Annotated in this window: 13 protein-coding genes; 6 read left to right on the top strand and 7 right to left on the bottom strand. The window is 61.9% G+C overall.

The window, feature by feature from the left end:
• Window positions 1-100: 100 nt before the first annotated feature.
• Complete coding sequence (locus J4E63_RS20140; protein ID WP_207283116.1) at window positions 101-1129, bottom strand: alpha/beta hydrolase; 1029 nt, start codon at window positions 1127-1129, stop codon at window positions 101-103.
• Between the two features lie 25 nt (window positions 1130-1154).
• Window positions 1155-1601, bottom strand: a complete 447-nt coding sequence (locus tag J4E63_RS20145) for a cyclophilin-like fold protein (protein ID WP_207283238.1) — start codon at window positions 1599-1601, stop codon at window positions 1155-1157.
• A gap of 125 nt (window positions 1602-1726) precedes the next feature.
• Here J4E63_RS20145 and J4E63_RS20150 point away from each other — a divergent pair, with 125 nt between their 5' ends.
• The 5 genes from J4E63_RS20150 (at window position 1727) to J4E63_RS20170 (ending at window position 8055) form a co-directional block, all read left to right on the top strand.
• A complete protein-coding gene (locus tag J4E63_RS20150; protein WP_207283117.1) occupies window positions 1727-2620 on the top strand; it encodes a LysR family transcriptional regulator in 894 nt (297 codons plus the stop codon).
• Window positions 2621-2928: 308 nt separating this feature from the next.
• Window positions 2929-3411, top strand: coding sequence for a formate dehydrogenase subunit gamma (locus tag J4E63_RS20155; protein WP_060741915.1), 483 nt, complete (start codon window positions 2929-2931; stop codon window positions 3409-3411).
• Window positions 3405-4964: an NADH-quinone oxidoreductase subunit NuoF gene (locus tag J4E63_RS20160; RefSeq protein WP_207283118.1), complete on the top strand. Its 1560-nt coding sequence runs from the start codon at window positions 3405-3407 to the stop codon at window positions 4962-4964. The genes J4E63_RS20155 and J4E63_RS20160 overlap by 7 nt, the downstream gene beginning before the upstream one ends.
• Entirely contained in the window at window positions 4961-7837 is a 2877-nt protein-coding gene (gene fdhF / locus J4E63_RS20165; protein ID WP_207283119.1) for a formate dehydrogenase subunit alpha, read from the top strand. The genes J4E63_RS20160 and fdhF overlap by 4 nt, the downstream gene beginning before the upstream one ends.
• The gene (locus J4E63_RS20170) at window positions 7834-8055 is read left to right on the top strand and encodes a formate dehydrogenase subunit delta (protein WP_207283120.1); all 222 of its coding nucleotides are present in this window, start codon (window positions 7834-7836) and stop codon (window positions 8053-8055) included. The genes fdhF and J4E63_RS20170 overlap by 4 nt, the downstream gene beginning before the upstream one ends.
• 89 nt (window positions 8056-8144) lie before the next feature.
• On the opposite strand, the gene J4E63_RS20175 is transcribed toward J4E63_RS20170, so the two are convergent.
• The 5 genes from J4E63_RS20175 to J4E63_RS20195 all read right to left on the bottom strand — a co-directional run bounded on the left by J4E63_RS20175 (window position 8145) and on the right by J4E63_RS20195 (window position 12951).
• A complete protein-coding gene (locus tag J4E63_RS20175; protein WP_092165273.1) occupies window positions 8145-8675 on the bottom strand; it encodes an AidA/PixA family protein in 531 nt (176 codons plus the stop codon).
• A 335-nt stretch (window positions 8676-9010) separates the two neighbouring features.
• The gene (locus J4E63_RS20180) at window positions 9011-9331 is read right to left on the bottom strand and encodes an isochorismate lyase (protein ID WP_060741920.1); all 321 of its coding nucleotides are present in this window, start codon (window positions 9329-9331) and stop codon (window positions 9011-9013) included.
• Between the two features lie 273 nt (window positions 9332-9604).
• Entirely contained in the window at window positions 9605-10318 is a 714-nt protein-coding gene (locus J4E63_RS20185; RefSeq protein WP_207283121.1) for a FadR/GntR family transcriptional regulator, read from the bottom strand.
• Between the two features lie 78 nt (window positions 10319-10396).
• Window positions 10397-11923 (bottom strand): UxaA family hydrolase, encoded by a 1527-nt coding sequence (locus J4E63_RS20190; protein WP_207283122.1) that lies wholly within the window; start codon window positions 11921-11923, stop codon window positions 10397-10399.
• Window positions 11924-11940: 17 nt separating this feature from the next.
• Entirely contained in the window at window positions 11941-12951 is a 1011-nt protein-coding gene (locus J4E63_RS20195; protein WP_207283123.1) for a zinc-binding alcohol dehydrogenase family protein, read from the bottom strand.
• Window positions 12952-13252: 301 nt separating this feature from the next.
• Here J4E63_RS20195 and treA point away from each other — a divergent pair, with 301 nt between their 5' ends.
• Entirely contained in the window at window positions 13253-14875 is a 1623-nt protein-coding gene (gene treA / locus J4E63_RS20200; protein ID WP_207283124.1) for an alpha,alpha-trehalase TreA, read from the top strand.
• Window positions 14876-14920: the final 45 nt, after the last annotated feature.

The raw sequence follows: 14920 nt of genomic DNA on the forward strand, positions 1-14920 counted from the left end.
TCGTACCTGACTCATCTCTCTATGGGGAGCATAGCGATGATTTGTAGTCTTGTGATGAGACCGCGGTGGTCGCTTACAGATAAATCGACTGGGTCAGGTATTACTTCAGGTTGCTCTGGAAGAAGCTCGTCAATTTATCGAAAGGAATGAGGTTGACCCTGTCGTAAAGATCGACATGCCCGGCGCCGGGGATAATGACAAGTTCCTTTGGCTGACCGGCGAGTTCATACGCATGCTCGCTGAACTCCCTGGAGTGTGCATCGGCTCCGGCAATGAACAACATCGGATGAGGCGAAATGGTCTCGATGTCATTGAGCGGGTAGAAATTCATGAACTTGACGTTGCTGGTCAGCGTCGGGTGGGTGGTCAGGTCTCTGGACGAGCCGGAGGGCGTGAACTCACCGCGCGGGGTGCGGTAGAAGTCATAGAACTCACGTTGGATAGGGTGAGTATTATCGTCCAACTGGTGCACCGTACCGCTGGTGTAAAGCGTTTCACCGCCCGCGAACTCCACATTACGCTGCTGTGTGGCTTGGGCGATGATCGCCCGGCGTTGTTCGAGCGTTTGGGAGTGCTTCAATCCGTTGCGATTGACGCCACCCATGTCATACATACTCACCGTTGCGATGGCTTTCATGCGCGGGTCGATCTTGGCTGCGCTGATCACGAAGCTGCCACTGCCACAGATGCCGATGGCGCCAATGCGCTCCTTGTCGACGAAAGGCTGGGCGCTGAGAAAGTCCACCGCGGCGCTGAAGTCCTCGGCATAGATATCCGGCGAGACTGCATTGCGCGGTCGCCCCTCGCTTTCGCCCCAGAATGACAAGTCCAGGGAGAGGGTCACGAAGCCTCTTTCCGCCATTTTCGTGGCATAGAGATTGGCGCTCTGCTCCTTGACCGCGCCCATCGGGTGGCCTACGACAATCGCCGGATTTCTGCTCTTGCCATTGAGTTTTTTCGGGATGAACAGGTTGCCTGCCACGTTCATTTGATATTGGTTCTTGAAGTTGACCTTCTGTACGGTCACGTCGTCGCTGGTATAAAAGTTATCTGCGCCGTTGGACATATCGGCTCCTGTTGCTGAGAGTGAACTGACAAGAAGGGTGAGTAAAACGATGATCTTTTTCATTGGGAATCCTGTCGGTGCGGAGTAATCAATGTTGGGAAAACGTCACTTGCACATCCCGCCGGCCCAGCGCTTGAGCCAGTTTCGCGGTCTCGTCCACTTGTCCCAGGCGTGTGTAGGCGTAGGTCGAGTTGAAGTTCGTATAAAAGATGACCAGGGTGTCTGTGCCGTACAGCATCAGGTCGCCATTGCGGATCGTTCCCGGCTTGTTTGCTTCGGCAGGCAGCGCTTGGGGGAGGGGGGCGAATTTCTCGTTACGGTTGAGATCGCTCATCTCCAACGTCAGCGGCAACAACGTGACAAACGCGCGGGCGGCAGCGTTGTCGGCCAAGGCGATGGCGAAGCGGTGTTCGCCGACGGTCATCCACATAGCCGTGTTCTCCCCTTTTGAAGATGCCGACGCGGCACCATTGAGCATTGCGTAGCTGCCAAGCACGAGCATTACGGTCAGCAAACCAAGCCGGGCCCATCTCATCGCAACGGTGCATGTATTTCTGTTCATGGGGTTCATGGTGACCTGGGAGCAGTTATGCGACTAGCTAATGAGTACTTAACAGGGCTATAAGCAGAGCTAATCAATCTGCTTGAAGTGCTGCTGCCATGGTCAAAAGAAATCTCAACGATCTGCTGTCTTTCGTCACCGTGGCGCGCGAAGGCAGCTTCACGCGAGCTGCCGGGGTGCTGGGTGTCACACAATCCGCGCTGAGCCAGGCGATCAGTGGTCTGGAAGCACGCTTGCAGATCCGGTTGCTGACGCGGACCACCCGCAGCGTTTCGCCGACCATTGCCGGTGAACGGCTGTTGCAGGCCATCGGTAATCGCTTCGATGAGATAGAAGCCGAGCTGGATATGCTCACGGACATGCGCGACAAGCCCGCAGGCACTGTACGCATCACCTGCGGTGACCATGTCCTGCGCACGACCTTGCTGCCCAAACTGATCGGGTTGCTACACGACTACCCGGATATCAATGTCGAGTTCGACGTCAGCTACGGATTTCGAGACATCGTGGCGGATCGTTTCGATGCGGGCGTGCGCCTGGGCGATACCATCGACAAGGACATGATTGCGGTCCCGATCGGCCCGCCGTTGCGGATGGCGGCCGTGGCTGCGCCAGCGTATTTCGCCACTCGCGCGGTTCCCGGGCAGCCGCGCGACCTGATGAACCATCGTTGCATCAACCAGCGTATGCCGACGTCGGGTGGGCTCTATGTCTGGGATTTCGAACGGCGAGGCAAGCAGGTCAACGTGCGAGTAGACGGCCAGCTCATTTTCAACACGTCGACCCATATCGTGCAGGCGGCGGTGGCCGGGCTGGGCATTGCCTACCTGCCTGAGGAGGAGTTTGAACCCCATCTTCAAGAGGGGCGGCTGGTGCGCGTGCTGGAAGATTGGTGCCCGCCGTTTTCAGGCTACTATTTGTACTATCCCAGCCGGCGGCAACCTTCGCCTGCATTCACGCTGGTTGCCAATGCATTGCGCCAAACCCATTAAGGGGAAGTGACGGTTCGAATAAGCGGATACGGCGTATGTCTATACTTGCTCAGGCACGCTGATTCATGGGGACGGCTTTCAAGGAGTCGCTTTCAGAACACGTTTCGTCGTCCATGTGCAATCGCCAACCCCCGGGAGTGGCAAGCTGTGAAGATGCCCCGGACCAGGTGCGCCAAAGACACCTGGCCGGAGAGCGAGAATGGCGATCGGATGTGCCACGCTACCGTGACGTGGGCCGGACGCCGCAGCCAAGACTCCGGACGGCTGCCGCTATGCGGCGGTGTCGTTCGAGATGCCGAGGTACGTTTATGCCTGATGAGACGCTTCACCTGCCTTTGATCCATAGCGTGCTTGCGCGCGAAAAGGACACCCCCGGTGCCTTGCTGCCTATCCTCCATGCCATCCAGGCAGGCTGCGGGTATGTCCCCGACAGCGCCGTCCCGGAGATCGCCCACGCCCTGAACCTCAGCCTGGCTGAAGTGCGCGGGGTCATCAGTTTCTACCACGATTTTCGTACCACGCCGCCGGCGCGCCATACGCTTCGCCTGTGCCGGGCCGAGTCCTGCAAGAGCATGGGCGCTGAAGCCTTGGCTGCGCAGTTGCGCGAGCAATTGGCGCTGGACGATCACGGCACCAGCGCCGACGGCAGTATCAGCCTGCGGCCGGTCTATTGCCTGGGTGCCTGCGTCTGCTCGCCGGCCCTGGAGCTGGACGGGGAGCTGCATGCCCGGATCACGCCCGAGCGTCTGCGTCAGTTGGTGAATGATTGCATGGAGGAGGGCGCATGCTGACGCTCTGTATCCCCCGTGATTCGGTAGCCCGTGCCGTGGGTGCGGACAAGGTGGCCGATGCGTTGGCTCGTGAGGCTGAACGTCGCCAGTTGCCGCTGACGGTGTTGCGCACCAGTTCCCGTGGCCTCTACTGGCTGGAACCGTTGGTGGAGCTGGAAAGCGCCGGCGTCCGGCTGGGCTTCGGCCCTGTCACGCCGGCCGATGTGCCGGGCCTGCTGGATGCCTTGGCAGGCGATCCTGGTAGCCATCCGCTGGCCCTGGGGCCGGTGGAGGAGATTCCCTATCTCAAGAGCCAGCAGCGCCTGCTGTTCGCGCGCGCCGGCATCACGCAACCGCTGTCTTTGGACGACTACCGTGCCCGGGGCGGCTTCCTGGGCCTGGCCCGGTCCATCCAGATGGACGGCGCGGATGTCGTCGCCAGCGTGCTGGACTCCGGCCTGCGTGGCCGGGGTGGCGCGGCGTTTCCGGCGGGCATCAAGTGGCGCACTGTGCGTGATGCCCAGGGGCCGCAGAAGTACGTGGTCTGCAACGCCGACGAAGGCGACTCCGGCACGTTCGCCGACCGTATGCTGATGGAAGGCGACCCCTTCCTGCTGATCGAAGGCATGATCATCGCCGGCATCGCCGTAGGCGCGACGATGGGCTATATCTACGTGCGCTCGGAGTACCCGGACGCCGTCAGTACCCTGAACGACGCGCTGCACATCGCCCGTGAGGCCGGTTACCTGGGCGCGAACGTCGACGGCAGTGGCCGCACGTTCGAGCTGGAAGTGCGGGTCGGTGCCGGCGCTTATATCTGCGGCGAGGAAACGGCGTTGCTGGAATCCCTCGAGGGCAAGCGCGGCACGGTGCGCGCCAAGCCGCCGCTGCCGGCACTGCAAGGCCTGTTCGGGTTGCCGACACTGGTGCATAACGTGCTGACCTTGACCTCGGTGCCGATCATCCTGGAGAAGGGCGCACAGTTCTATCGCGACTTCGGCATGGGCCGCTCCCTGGGCACGATGCCGTTCCAACTGGCCGGCAATGTCCGTCGCGGCGGCTTGGTGGAGCGCGCCTTCGGCCTGAGCCTGCGAGAGTTGGTGGAAGGTTACGGCGGCGGTACCGCCAGCGGACGCCCGCTGAAGGCCGCGCAAGTGGGCGGGCCGTTGGGTGCCTGGGTGCCGCCTTCGCAGTTCGATACGCCGCTGGACTACGAAGCGTTCGCCGCCATGGGCGCGATGCTCGGCCACGGTGGTGTGGTGGTCGCCGACGACAGCCTGGACATGGCCCAGATGGCCCGGTTCGCCTTGCAGTTCTGCGCCGAGGAATCCTGCGGCAAGTGCACGCCATGCCGGATCGGCTCCACCCGTGGGGTGGAAGTGGTGGATCGCTTGATCGCCAGCACTGAAGCCGGTGCCCGTCAGGAACAAGCCCTGTTGCTGCAGGACCTGTGCGACACCCTGCAATACGGTTCGCTCTGTGCCCTCGGTGGGATGACGTCCTACCCTGTCGCCAGCGCCCTCAAGCATTTCCCCGCCGACTTCGGTCTGGCGACCACGGAGGCCGACCAATGATTACCATCTTCGATCCCAGCACCGACATCGACCTGGGCACCCCGGCGCGAGAAAGCGACGTGCAGGTCAGCCTGACCATCGACGGGCGCGAAATCAGCGTCGCCTCCGGCACTTCGGTCATGCGTGCCGCGGCCTTGCTCGGCACCACCATTCCCAAGCTCTGCGCCACCGACAGCCTTGAAGCTTTCGGCTCCTGCCGCATGTGCCTGGTGGAAATCGACGGCATGCGCGGCTATCCCGCGTCCTGCACCACGCCGGTGACCGAGGGCATGGTGGTGCGCACGCAAACCTCCAAGCTCGCGACGCTGCGACGCAACGTGATGGAGCTGTACATTTCCGACCACCCGCTGGACTGCCTGACCTGCTCGGCCAATGGCAACTGCGAATTGCAGACCGTGGCGGGGCAGGTGGGCCTGCGCGAAGTGCGCTATGGCTACGAAGGTGCCAACCACCTGGACGAGGCCAAGGACGTTTCCAACCCGTATTTCGACTACGACCCGAGCAAGTGCATCGTCTGCAGCCGCTGCGTGCGTGCCTGCGAGGAAATCCAGGGCACCTTCGCCCTGACCATCAGCGGGCGCGGCTTCGATTCCCGAGTGGAAGCGGCCGGGGGTGACAACTTCCTCGATTCCGAATGCGTGTCTTGCGGCGCCTGTGTACAGGCGTGCCCGACGGCGACCTTGATCGACAAGAGCGTCGTGGAAATCGGCCAGCCGGAGCGCAGCGTCATCACCACATGCGCCTACTGCGGCGTGGGTTGCTCGTTCCGCGCCGAGATGAAAGGCGAACAACTGGTGCGCATGGTCCCGGACAAGAACGGCCAGGCCAACCATGGCCATTCCTGCGTCAAGGGCCGCTTCGCCTGGGGCTACGCCACGCACCCGGATCGCATCACCAAGCCGATGATCCGCAAGCACATCAACGACCCGTGGCAGGAAGTCAGCTGGGACGAGGCGGTCACCTACGCCGCCAGCGAACTGCGCCGGATCCAGCTCAAGTACGGGCGCGACTCCATCGGCGGGATCACGTCCAGCCGCTGCACCAACGAAGAAACCTACCTGGTGCAGAAACTGGTGCGCACCGCGTTCGGCAACAACAACGTCGACACCTGTGCCCGTGTCTGCCATTCGCCTACCGGTTACGGCCTCAAGCAGACCCTGGGCGAATCCGCCGGGACCCAGAATTTCGACTCGGTGATGAAGGCCGACGTGATCCTGGTGATGGGCGCCAACCCCACCGACGCGCACCCGGTGTTCGGCTCCCAGCTCAAGCGCCGCCTGCGCCAGGGCGCGCGACTGATTGTCATCGACCCACGGCGCATCGATCTGGTGGATTCGCCCCATGCCCGCGCCGAGCTGCACTTGCAACTGCGTCCCGGCACCAACGTGGCGATGCTCAATGCGCTGGCCCATGTCATTGCCACCGAAGGCTTGATTGACCAACCCTTTGTCGAAGCCCGCTGCGAGGCGACGGACTTCGCCCGCTGGCGCGACTTCGTCAGCCTGCCGGAAAACTCCCCCGAGGTCCTGGGCCCGGTTTGCGGCGTACCTGCCGAGCAGATTCGCGCCGCGGCACGGCTCTACGCCACCGGCGGTAACGCGGCCATCTACTACGGCCTCGGCGTCACCGAACACAGTCAAGGCAGCACCTCGGTCATGGGCATCGCCAACCTGGCCATGGCGACCGGCAACATCGGGCGCGAAGGTGTCGGGGTGAACCCGCTGCGTGGGCAGAACAATGTCCAGGGTTCCTGCGACATGGGCTCGTTCCCCCACGAGTTGCCAGGCTATCGGCACATCTCCAACGAAGCGGTCCGCGCCGAGTTCGAGCAGGCCTGGAACGTTACCCTGCAACCCGACCCTGGCCTGCGTATCCCGAACATGTTCGAAGCGGCCCTGGACGGCACCTTCAAGGCGCTTTATTGCCAAGGTGAAGACATCGCCCAGAGCGACCCCAACACCCAGCATGTGACGGCCGCGCTGTCCGCGCTGGAGTGCGTGATCGTCCAGGACATCTTCCTCAACGAGACGGCCAAGTTCGCCCACGTGTTCCTGCCGGGCAGCTCGTTCCTGGAGAAGGACGGCACCTTTACCAACGCCGAACGCCGCATCTCCCGCGTTCGCAAGGTGATGGACCCATTGGCCGGCAAGGCCGATTGGGAAGCCACCATCGCCCTGGCCGATGCCCTGGGCTACAAGATGCACTACAACCACCCTTCGGAAATCATGGATGAAATCGCCCGCCTGACGCCGACCTTCACCCGCGTCAGCTACGCCGAACTGGAGCGCCACGGCAGCCTGCAATGGCCTTGCAACGATGCCGCGCCGGACGGCACGCCGACCATGCACATCGAGCAGTTCGTGCGTGGCAAGGGCCGCTTCATGCTCACCGGCTACGTGCCCACCGAAGAGAAGGTCAACAACCGCTACCCGCTGCTGCTGACCACCGGCCGCATCCTCAGCCAGTACAACGTCGGTGCCCAGACCCGGCGCACCGAAAATGTCGCCTGGCACGAGGAGGACCGTCTGGAAATCCATCCGACCGATGCCGAGAACCGCGGGATCGTCGATGAAGACTGGGTCGGTATCGGCAGCCGTGCCGGGCAGACGGTACTGCGCGCCAGGGTGACCGAGCGGGTAGCGCCGGGAGTGGTCTACACCACGTTCCACTTCCCGGAATCGGGCGCCAATGTGATCACCACCGACAACTCCGACTGGGCCACCAACTGCCCGGAATACAAGGTGACAGCGGTGGAGATCGTGCGGGTCAGCCAGCCTTCGGAATGGCAGAAACGTTACCAGGCCTTCAGTGATGAACAAGGCCGCCTGCTGAGGGAACGTCGCCATGCCGAAAAAGCCGAGGTGCGTCGATGAGCTCTGACAGCTTGATCAAGATGGCCAGCCAGATCGGTCAGTATTTCTCCAGTGAGCCAGACCATGCGGTGGCGGTGCGTGGTGTGTACCAGCACATCAAGAGCTTCTGGACGCCAACCATGTGTCGCGACTTGATGGCCTGGCAAACGAAGCATCCCGACGCCGTCCTGCACCCGTTGGTGTTGGCGGCATTGATGGAGTTTGAAAAAGCGGCCTAGGAAGGGACGTTCTGTAGCGCCTGGACACAGCCCCGGCCGGTGCCTTTCGTCGTTGACGAGGGCGTCGGTCGGGGCTGTGTAGCTTTCAGTTATTGGTTATTGACGGTGATGTAGGGGTCCCACGTGTTGGTCGGGCCAATCTGGTTCAGGTTACGGTCCAGCAGAACGAAATAGATTTGGTACCAGAGCTTGCCTGGGCTCAGCGCAGTGGACTGCCAGAAGGTATAGGTCACATCGGTTTTGGCGATACCGCCGGGGGCGCCGTTGTCCAGATAAGGCACGGGGATGCCGGGGATGTTGAACGGTGTCGGCTTCGAAATGGTGCCCTTGTAATCACCGCCCTGGTGAGGGTCGCCGATCTCGACGTCCTTGATCAATGCGATGCGGTCGAAGTTGCGCGACAGCGTGGTGGCGCGCCAGCGAATGATGTCACCGGGTTTTACGTCGAACCACAATTCGTTACCGCCTTCGCCTTCGCCGCTGGTGATGTTGGCATGGCTGTCGATGGCACTGCGGGTTACCAGCATGGCAATCGCGCCGCCTACGTCGTTGGGGTGGGCGAGCAGGTAATCGGCGTCAACGTTGACCAGCACATCAATGGTTTGGGTCGTTCCAGACATTTTGTTGCTCCTTGAGGGGAATGACATTGACGACCGCGCCTGCAAAGGCGTCCGGGCCACCCGGTCCCTGGGTGCGGTCTCGAGAGGAACGATAGGTGATAGCGTTGTAGTGTCAAATTTCGAATGCTTGACGCTGGCCAAGCAGAGCGAAGCGCAACACAACCAAGGCTTTGATTTACTTTTGGCGTGGACGATCACCCACTGGATTCTGGGTGGTTTGCGGGTAGCGTCAGTGGCCAAAGGCGTACGAATTTTGTCGGCGATTGCTCCCGATCTCGCCGGAGGACAGGACGCTGGCAAGGGGATGGACGCCCTTGCCAGCGAAGCAGGAAAAATCAGCTCCGGGCTTGATCGGCCGCCCAGTGCTTCATTTCTTCGGCGATGAAGTGGTTCACCAGGTCGCTGTACATTTTTTCGATGGCATCCGGGCTCAGGCCCTCGGCCTCGGCCCATTCCCGTCGTGTCGCCAGCATCGCCTTGAAACGCTCCGGCGCACGCACCGACGTGGCCGAGGTCTTGAACTTCGAGGCCGCGAGTACGTATTGAAAACGCTTGCCCAGCAATTTGATGACCGCCTGATCGAGGGCATCGATTTCACCACGGATGTCCTCCATGCTGACGCACTCCGAGGGTTGCAGCCGATTGCAGACTTCCATGTAGATCGCTCCATTGTTTGAGCAGGCGCGGCCCAGCCTGGGCCGATGTGCTGATGTGGGTTGAAAATGCCAAGCCAGGCCATCAGGTTTGGCAAGCGGGGGGGCGTTTGCTTGTGACAGCGAGGTGGCTGTGCTGCCGCCATCGCGAGCAAGCTCGCTCCCACAGGTGGCTGGATAGGCCGCAGAATCAAGGCGCACCACCGATCAAACTGTGGGAGCGAGCTTGCTCGCGATGGCACATGATCAGGCAACCAAAATTTCAAAACCGCAGGCCTAGTCGCCCGTGTCTTCCGGTTCCAGCGCTCGCAGCCAGCGGTTCTCCGAACGGCTCAGGTGTTGGCGCATCGAGGTTTGGGCGCCGAGTACATCCTTGTGGGCTACGGCGCGCAGGATCGCTTCATGTTCGACGACCGCGGCTTCCCACGTCAGGGCATTCTCCGAGTGTTTGCTCAGGTGAGCCGAAATCGGGTTGTGTCGTTCATCGAACAGGGCGGTGATGATCCGCACCAGGGCGGAGTTGCCGCTCATCTTGGCCAGGCGCTGATGGAATTTACGGTCATCCTCCAGCGGAGGCAGGCCGTTGGCGATGCTCGCGCGCATGGCATCGATGCAGTCCTGCAGATAGCGGTAGTCGCTTTTCTTGCCATGCAGGCACGCCAGGATCACCGACTCACCCTCGATCAACGCACGCGCCTGCATCAGTTCCGAAGGGCTCTCGCCCAAGGTCATGCTCGGGTTTTTTCCGTCCTTGGACCGGGCTCGCACATACACGCCGGAGCCCATCTTGATCTCGATGTCGCCGTCTATTTCCAAGGCGATCAGCGCCTCGCGAAGCGACGGCCTGGAAACCCCCAACAGTTGGGTCAAGTCGCGCTCGGGGGGAAGCCTGGAGCCTGCCTTGAAATCCCCCTGGGCGATGTAGTTGCGCAGTTGATCGGCGATTTTCTGGTAGGGCTTGCGTTCGGCGGCGTTGATCGGTGAGACCATGGGTGGACGTCCATCGGAGAGTCCGCAAAGGCTACCATAGGCGCTCCCACAGGGAGAGGGGGGCAATGACTTCGCCATTCACATCACCGCACCGATCTGCCAGGGTAGGAATTCGTTGTCGCCCAAGCCGTTTTCCTCGCTGCAGGTACGGTGCCCGGACGCGGTCGCCAGCATCAGTCGGAACAACCGCTCACCGGCCTGGGCCACTGACTCCACGCCATCGACAATGCCGCCCGCGTTGAAGTCCATGTCCAGCTCCATGCGTTGGAACAGCCGGGTGTTGGTGGCGATTTTCAACGAGGGCGTGGGCTTGCACCCGTAGGTCGAGCCACGGCCCGTGGTGAAGCAGATCAGGTTGGCGCCACCCGCCACCTGGCCGGTCGCCGACACCGGGTCGTAACCGGGGGTGTCCATGAATACCAGGCCCTGGGCATCGACCGCTTCCGCGTATTGGTACACGCCCATCAGCCCGGTCGCACCGGCTTTCGCCACGGCGCCCAAGGATTTTTCCAGGATGGTGGTGATGCCCCCGGCCTTGTTGCCCGGCGAAGGGTTGTTGTTCATGTCACCGTCGTTGTGGCGGACGTAGGTTTCCCACCAATGGATGCGCGCCATCAATTTTGCCGCGATGTCGGCAGACGCGGCGCGGGCCGTCAGCAAGTGTTCGGCCCCATAGATTTCCGGGGTTTCCGAAAGGATCGCCGTGCCGCCCTGTTGCACCAGCAGGTCCACGGCCGCGCCGAGTGCCGGATTGGCCGTGATGCCGGAGTAGCCATCCGAGCCGCCGCATTGCAAACCGACGCATAAGTGGCTGGCGGCAACGGTCGTCCGCTGGCATTGGTTGATGAGGGGCAGCATCGCTTCGATGTGGGCGATGCCCCGTCGCACGGCTTCGCGAGTGCCGCCTTCGTCCTGGATGACCAGGCTGGCCTTGAGCGCCGCGGGGCGATCCCCCAGCTCATTCATCAACGGGGTGAGTTGATTGACCTCGCAACCCAGGCCGATCAACAGCACACCAGCGAAATTGGCGTGATCGGCATAGCCCCTCAGGGTTCGCTTGAGAATGTCGATCCCTTCGCCCTGGGCACCCATGCCACAGCCGCTGCCATGGGTGATCGCAACGACGCCATCGACGTTGGGGAAGTATTTCAAGCGCTCGGCGGAAAAGGCGTTGGCGATCTGCTTGCAGACGGTTGCCGAGCAGTTGACGCTGGAAATGACCCCGATGTAATTGCGTGTGCCGACGCGTCCATCCTCGCGGACGTAACCTTCGAAGGTCGCGGGGTTCTCGCTCAACGACGTAGGGACATAGACGTTCCGTACGCTGTGTTCGGCCGTGTTGGCGGGCATGTCCAGGTTGTGCACGTGGACGTGATCGCCAGGCTCGATGGCCTGGGTGGCCTGGCCGATGGTCTGCCCGTACTTGAGCACCCGCTGGCCGGCCGACACCGGGCGCAGGGCGATCTTGTGGCCGGACGGAATCGCCTGCCGGGCGACCAGGCGGATGCCGTCGGCATTCACCGACTGACCTTCGGCGATATCGCCTCGGGCCACCGCGACATCATCGCCAGGTGTCAACACAAGCAAAGAAGAAGGCGGGTTCATGGGACGTCCTCCGATTCCTAGCACTCGATGATTGCCTTGACGACACCTTGCTTGGGGTCGAGCAAGGTGGCGAACGAGTGGGGCACGTCGCCCAGCGTCAGTCGGTGGGTGTTCAGGGCCGCATCCGGAATCAAACCGTCGCGCAAGCATTGCTCGACGTACCGGAAGTCTTCCTGGGTGGCGTTGCGGCTGCCCATCAGCGTGGCTTCTCGCTTATGGAACTCAGGGTCGGAGAAGGTGATGGAGTCCCGAACCACCGAGATCATCACATAGGTGCCGCCGTGGGCGATGAACTCGAACCCGCGCTCCATGGCCCGGGCATTGCCGGTGGCGTCGAAGACCACGTCGAAAAAATCGCCCTCGGTCAGCTCGGCCAGGGCTTGCTTGTCGCCTTCGCCGATGTACACGGCGGCGTGGATATTCAGGTGTTGCTTGCAGAACGACAGGCGATCCTCGCGGGTATCCAGGACGGTGACTTTCGCACCGCGCAGGCTGGCGAAGATCGTCGCCGCCATGCCGATCGGGCCGGTGCCGACCACCAGGGCGTGTTTCTGCGCCTGGATGTTCGAGCGACGCACGGCGTGAGCGCCGATCGAGAGGAATTCGATCATCGCGGCCTGGTCCAGGGAAACCCCCACGGCCTTGTGCACGAATGCATGGGGAACGCTCAGGTATTGAGTGAAAGCACCGTCGCAGTGAACCCCCAGCACCTGGATAGCGGTGCAGCAGTTGGTCTTGCCCTGGCGGCAGGCGATGCAAGTCCCGCAGGACAGGTACGGCATCACATAGACGACATCGCCGACAGCCAGGTCGCTGGCCTCGTCGGTGCCCTCCACGACCCCAGAGAACTCGTGGCCCATGACCCGCGGATACTCGAGGTACGGTTGATTGCCGGTGAAGATGTGCAGGTCGGTGCCGCAGACCCCGACACGCTTGACCCGAATCAGGATCTCTCCCGGTTTCCTGAGGGGGTGTTCACGTTCGATGGCGGTGAGCGAGCCGGGTTCGTTACAGATGACTGTCAGCATGGCGATGCTCCTTGGCTGGCGTGCAGGCGGTGGTTGCCTGCAGGCGGGAGGAGGGTTGTGAGCGCGCGGCTGCCGGGACCGGGGCTCTCTTTTTTGTTGTAGGCGAGTGGTGATCTGCACCCATGACCTTGGGGCCGAAACTACAGGCTGGAAAAAATATTGGCAAGACCAATTAATAAAAATATAGATTGGACTGACCAATATGGTCTGGGCGTCGCCCGGCGCTGCATCATCGGCTGAACCCAGGTCCATTCCGGCAGGTCACTCGTTTGTCAGGAACGAAAAACAGGATGGATCCTTGATGCGACCTATTGAGCTCACCAGCCTTTCCTTTGCCACGCTGTGCGTGGCCTGTTCGAGCCAACCACCTGCCACATGGAGCTACGTCGACGCCCAGGGACGGGTCAATCTTCCTCCCGACCAGGCCTACCCCGAGCTCTTTGAAGCGGTGCAGCGTGGGCAGGTGTTCACCGACCAGAAGCATTTTGTGGACGCGTTGCCCAACCGTGATCCGGCGCAGATCCGCGCCGATTACCTGGCCCAACGTGGTCGCGACGGCTTCGATATCAAGGCCTTCGTGAAAGCCAACTTCATCGAATCTGGCCAAGCCGAAAGCCCGGCGCCCAAGCCCGGCGCTCCGATCCGGGAACACATCGACAGCCTCTGGCCGATCCTGAGCCGATCCTACAGCCAGGTGCCGGCCTACAGTAGTTTGTTGCCCTTGCCGCAGCCCTATGTGGTACCTGGCGGACGCTTTCGCGAGATGTATTACTGGGATTCGTATTTCACCATGCTGGGTCTCGAGCAAAGCGGCGATAAGGCCCGGGTCCGCCAGATGACCGATAATTTTGCCTACATGATCGACACCTACGGCCACATTCCCAACGGCAATCGCACCTACTACCTGAGCCGGTCGCAGCCGCCATTCTTCGCCTACATGGTGGTGTTGCAGGCGCGCATCGAAGGTGACCAGGCCTATGGGCGATACCTGCCACAGTTGCAGAAGGAGTATGCCTATTGGATGGCGGGCGCCCAGGCACTCAAGCCCGGTGCTGCGGATCGGCACGTGGTCAAACTTGCCGACGGCAGCGTGCTCAACCGCTATTGGGATGCCAGCCCGACGCCTCGACAGGAATCCTGGTTGCAAGATGTCCGCACCGCCGAACAGGCGCCGGACCGGCCCAAGAAGGAAGTCTGGCGTGACCTGCGCGCCGGCGCCGAAAGTGGCTGGGACTTCAGTTCGCGTTGGTTGGACGACGGCCAGAACCTGGCGAGTATTCGCACCACGGCCATTGTGCCCGTGGACCTCAATAGCCTGATCTATCATCTGGAACAGACCATCGCCAAAGCCTGCGAGACGGTGCAGAACGCCCCGTGCGTCCAGGCTTACGGCCGGCGCGCCGAATTGCGCCAGCGGGCCATCGAGCAGCACTTGTGGAATGCCGACAAAGGTTTCTACGTGGACTACGACTGGCAACGCCAGCAACAACGCCAGCAGCTCACGGCCGCGACGCTTTTCCCGCTGTACACCGGCCTGGCCAGCGCCGAACATGCCCATCGCACCGCCGATGCGGTCCGTGATGGCCTGTTACGTGCCGCAGGTATCGCCACCACTCAGGTCAGCAATGGCCAGCAGTGGGACGAGCCCAATGGCTGGGCACCGTTGCAATGGGTCGCGGTGGAAGGGCTGGACCGCTACGGGCACACCGCGTTGGCGCAACAGGTAGGCAGTCGCTTCTTGCAGCAGGTCGAGAACCTCTACCGCAAGGAAAACAAGTTGGTGGAGAAATACGACCTGTCCGGGCGGGGCGACGGCGGGGGAGGTGGCGAATATGAATTGCAGGACGGCTTCGGCTGGACGAATGGGGTGACGCTCAAGCTGCTGGGTAAAGAGGGTGAAGCTTCCCCAAGCCTTGGCGAGTGAATGCCAATGAACCCATGTGGGAGCGAGCTTGCTCGCGATGACGGC

The sequence above is a fragment of the Pseudomonas sp. FW300-N2F2 genome (assembly GCF_017351655.1).
GTDB classification, from domain to species: Bacteria; Pseudomonadota; Gammaproteobacteria; order Pseudomonadales; family Pseudomonadaceae; genus Aquipseudomonas; species Aquipseudomonas fluorescens_AA.

Coding starts and splice junctions, on each gene's coding strand:
- J4E63_RS20190 (WP_207283122.1), bottom strand. CDS start 11,923: ATGAACCCGCCTTCTTCTTTGCTTGTGTTGACACCTGGCGATGATGTC.
- J4E63_RS20185 (WP_207283121.1), bottom strand. CDS start 10,318: ATGGTCTCACCGATCAACGCCGCCGAACGCAAGCCCTACCAGAAAATC.
- J4E63_RS20195 (WP_207283123.1), bottom strand. CDS start 12,951: ATGCTGACAGTCATCTGTAACGAACCCGGCTCGCTCACCGCCATCGAA.
- J4E63_RS20155 (WP_060741915.1), top strand. CDS start 2,929: ATGCCTGATGAGACGCTTCACCTGCCTTTGATCCATAGCGTGCTTGCG.
- J4E63_RS20150 (WP_207283117.1), top strand. CDS start 1,727: ATGGTCAAAAGAAATCTCAACGATCTGCTGTCTTTCGTCACCGTGGCG.
- J4E63_RS20170 (WP_207283120.1), top strand. CDS start 7,834: ATGAGCTCTGACAGCTTGATCAAGATGGCCAGCCAGATCGGTCAGTAT.
- J4E63_RS20180 (WP_060741920.1), bottom strand. CDS start 9,331: ATGGAAGTCTGCAATCGGCTGCAACCCTCGGAGTGCGTCAGCATGGAG.
- J4E63_RS20145 (WP_207283238.1), bottom strand. CDS start 1,601: ATGAGATGGGCCCGGCTTGGTTTGCTGACCGTAATGCTCGTGCTTGGC.
- J4E63_RS20160 (WP_207283118.1), top strand. CDS start 3,405: ATGCTGACGCTCTGTATCCCCCGTGATTCGGTAGCCCGTGCCGTGGGT.
- fdhF (WP_207283119.1), top strand. CDS start 4,961: ATGATTACCATCTTCGATCCCAGCACCGACATCGACCTGGGCACCCCG.
- treA (WP_207283124.1), top strand. CDS start 13,253: ATGCGACCTATTGAGCTCACCAGCCTTTCCTTTGCCACGCTGTGCGTG.
- J4E63_RS20175 (WP_092165273.1), bottom strand. CDS start 8,675: ATGTCTGGAACGACCCAAACCATTGATGTGCTGGTCAACGTTGACGCC.
- J4E63_RS20140 (WP_207283116.1), bottom strand. CDS start 1,129: ATGAAAAAGATCATCGTTTTACTCACCCTTCTTGTCAGTTCACTCTCA.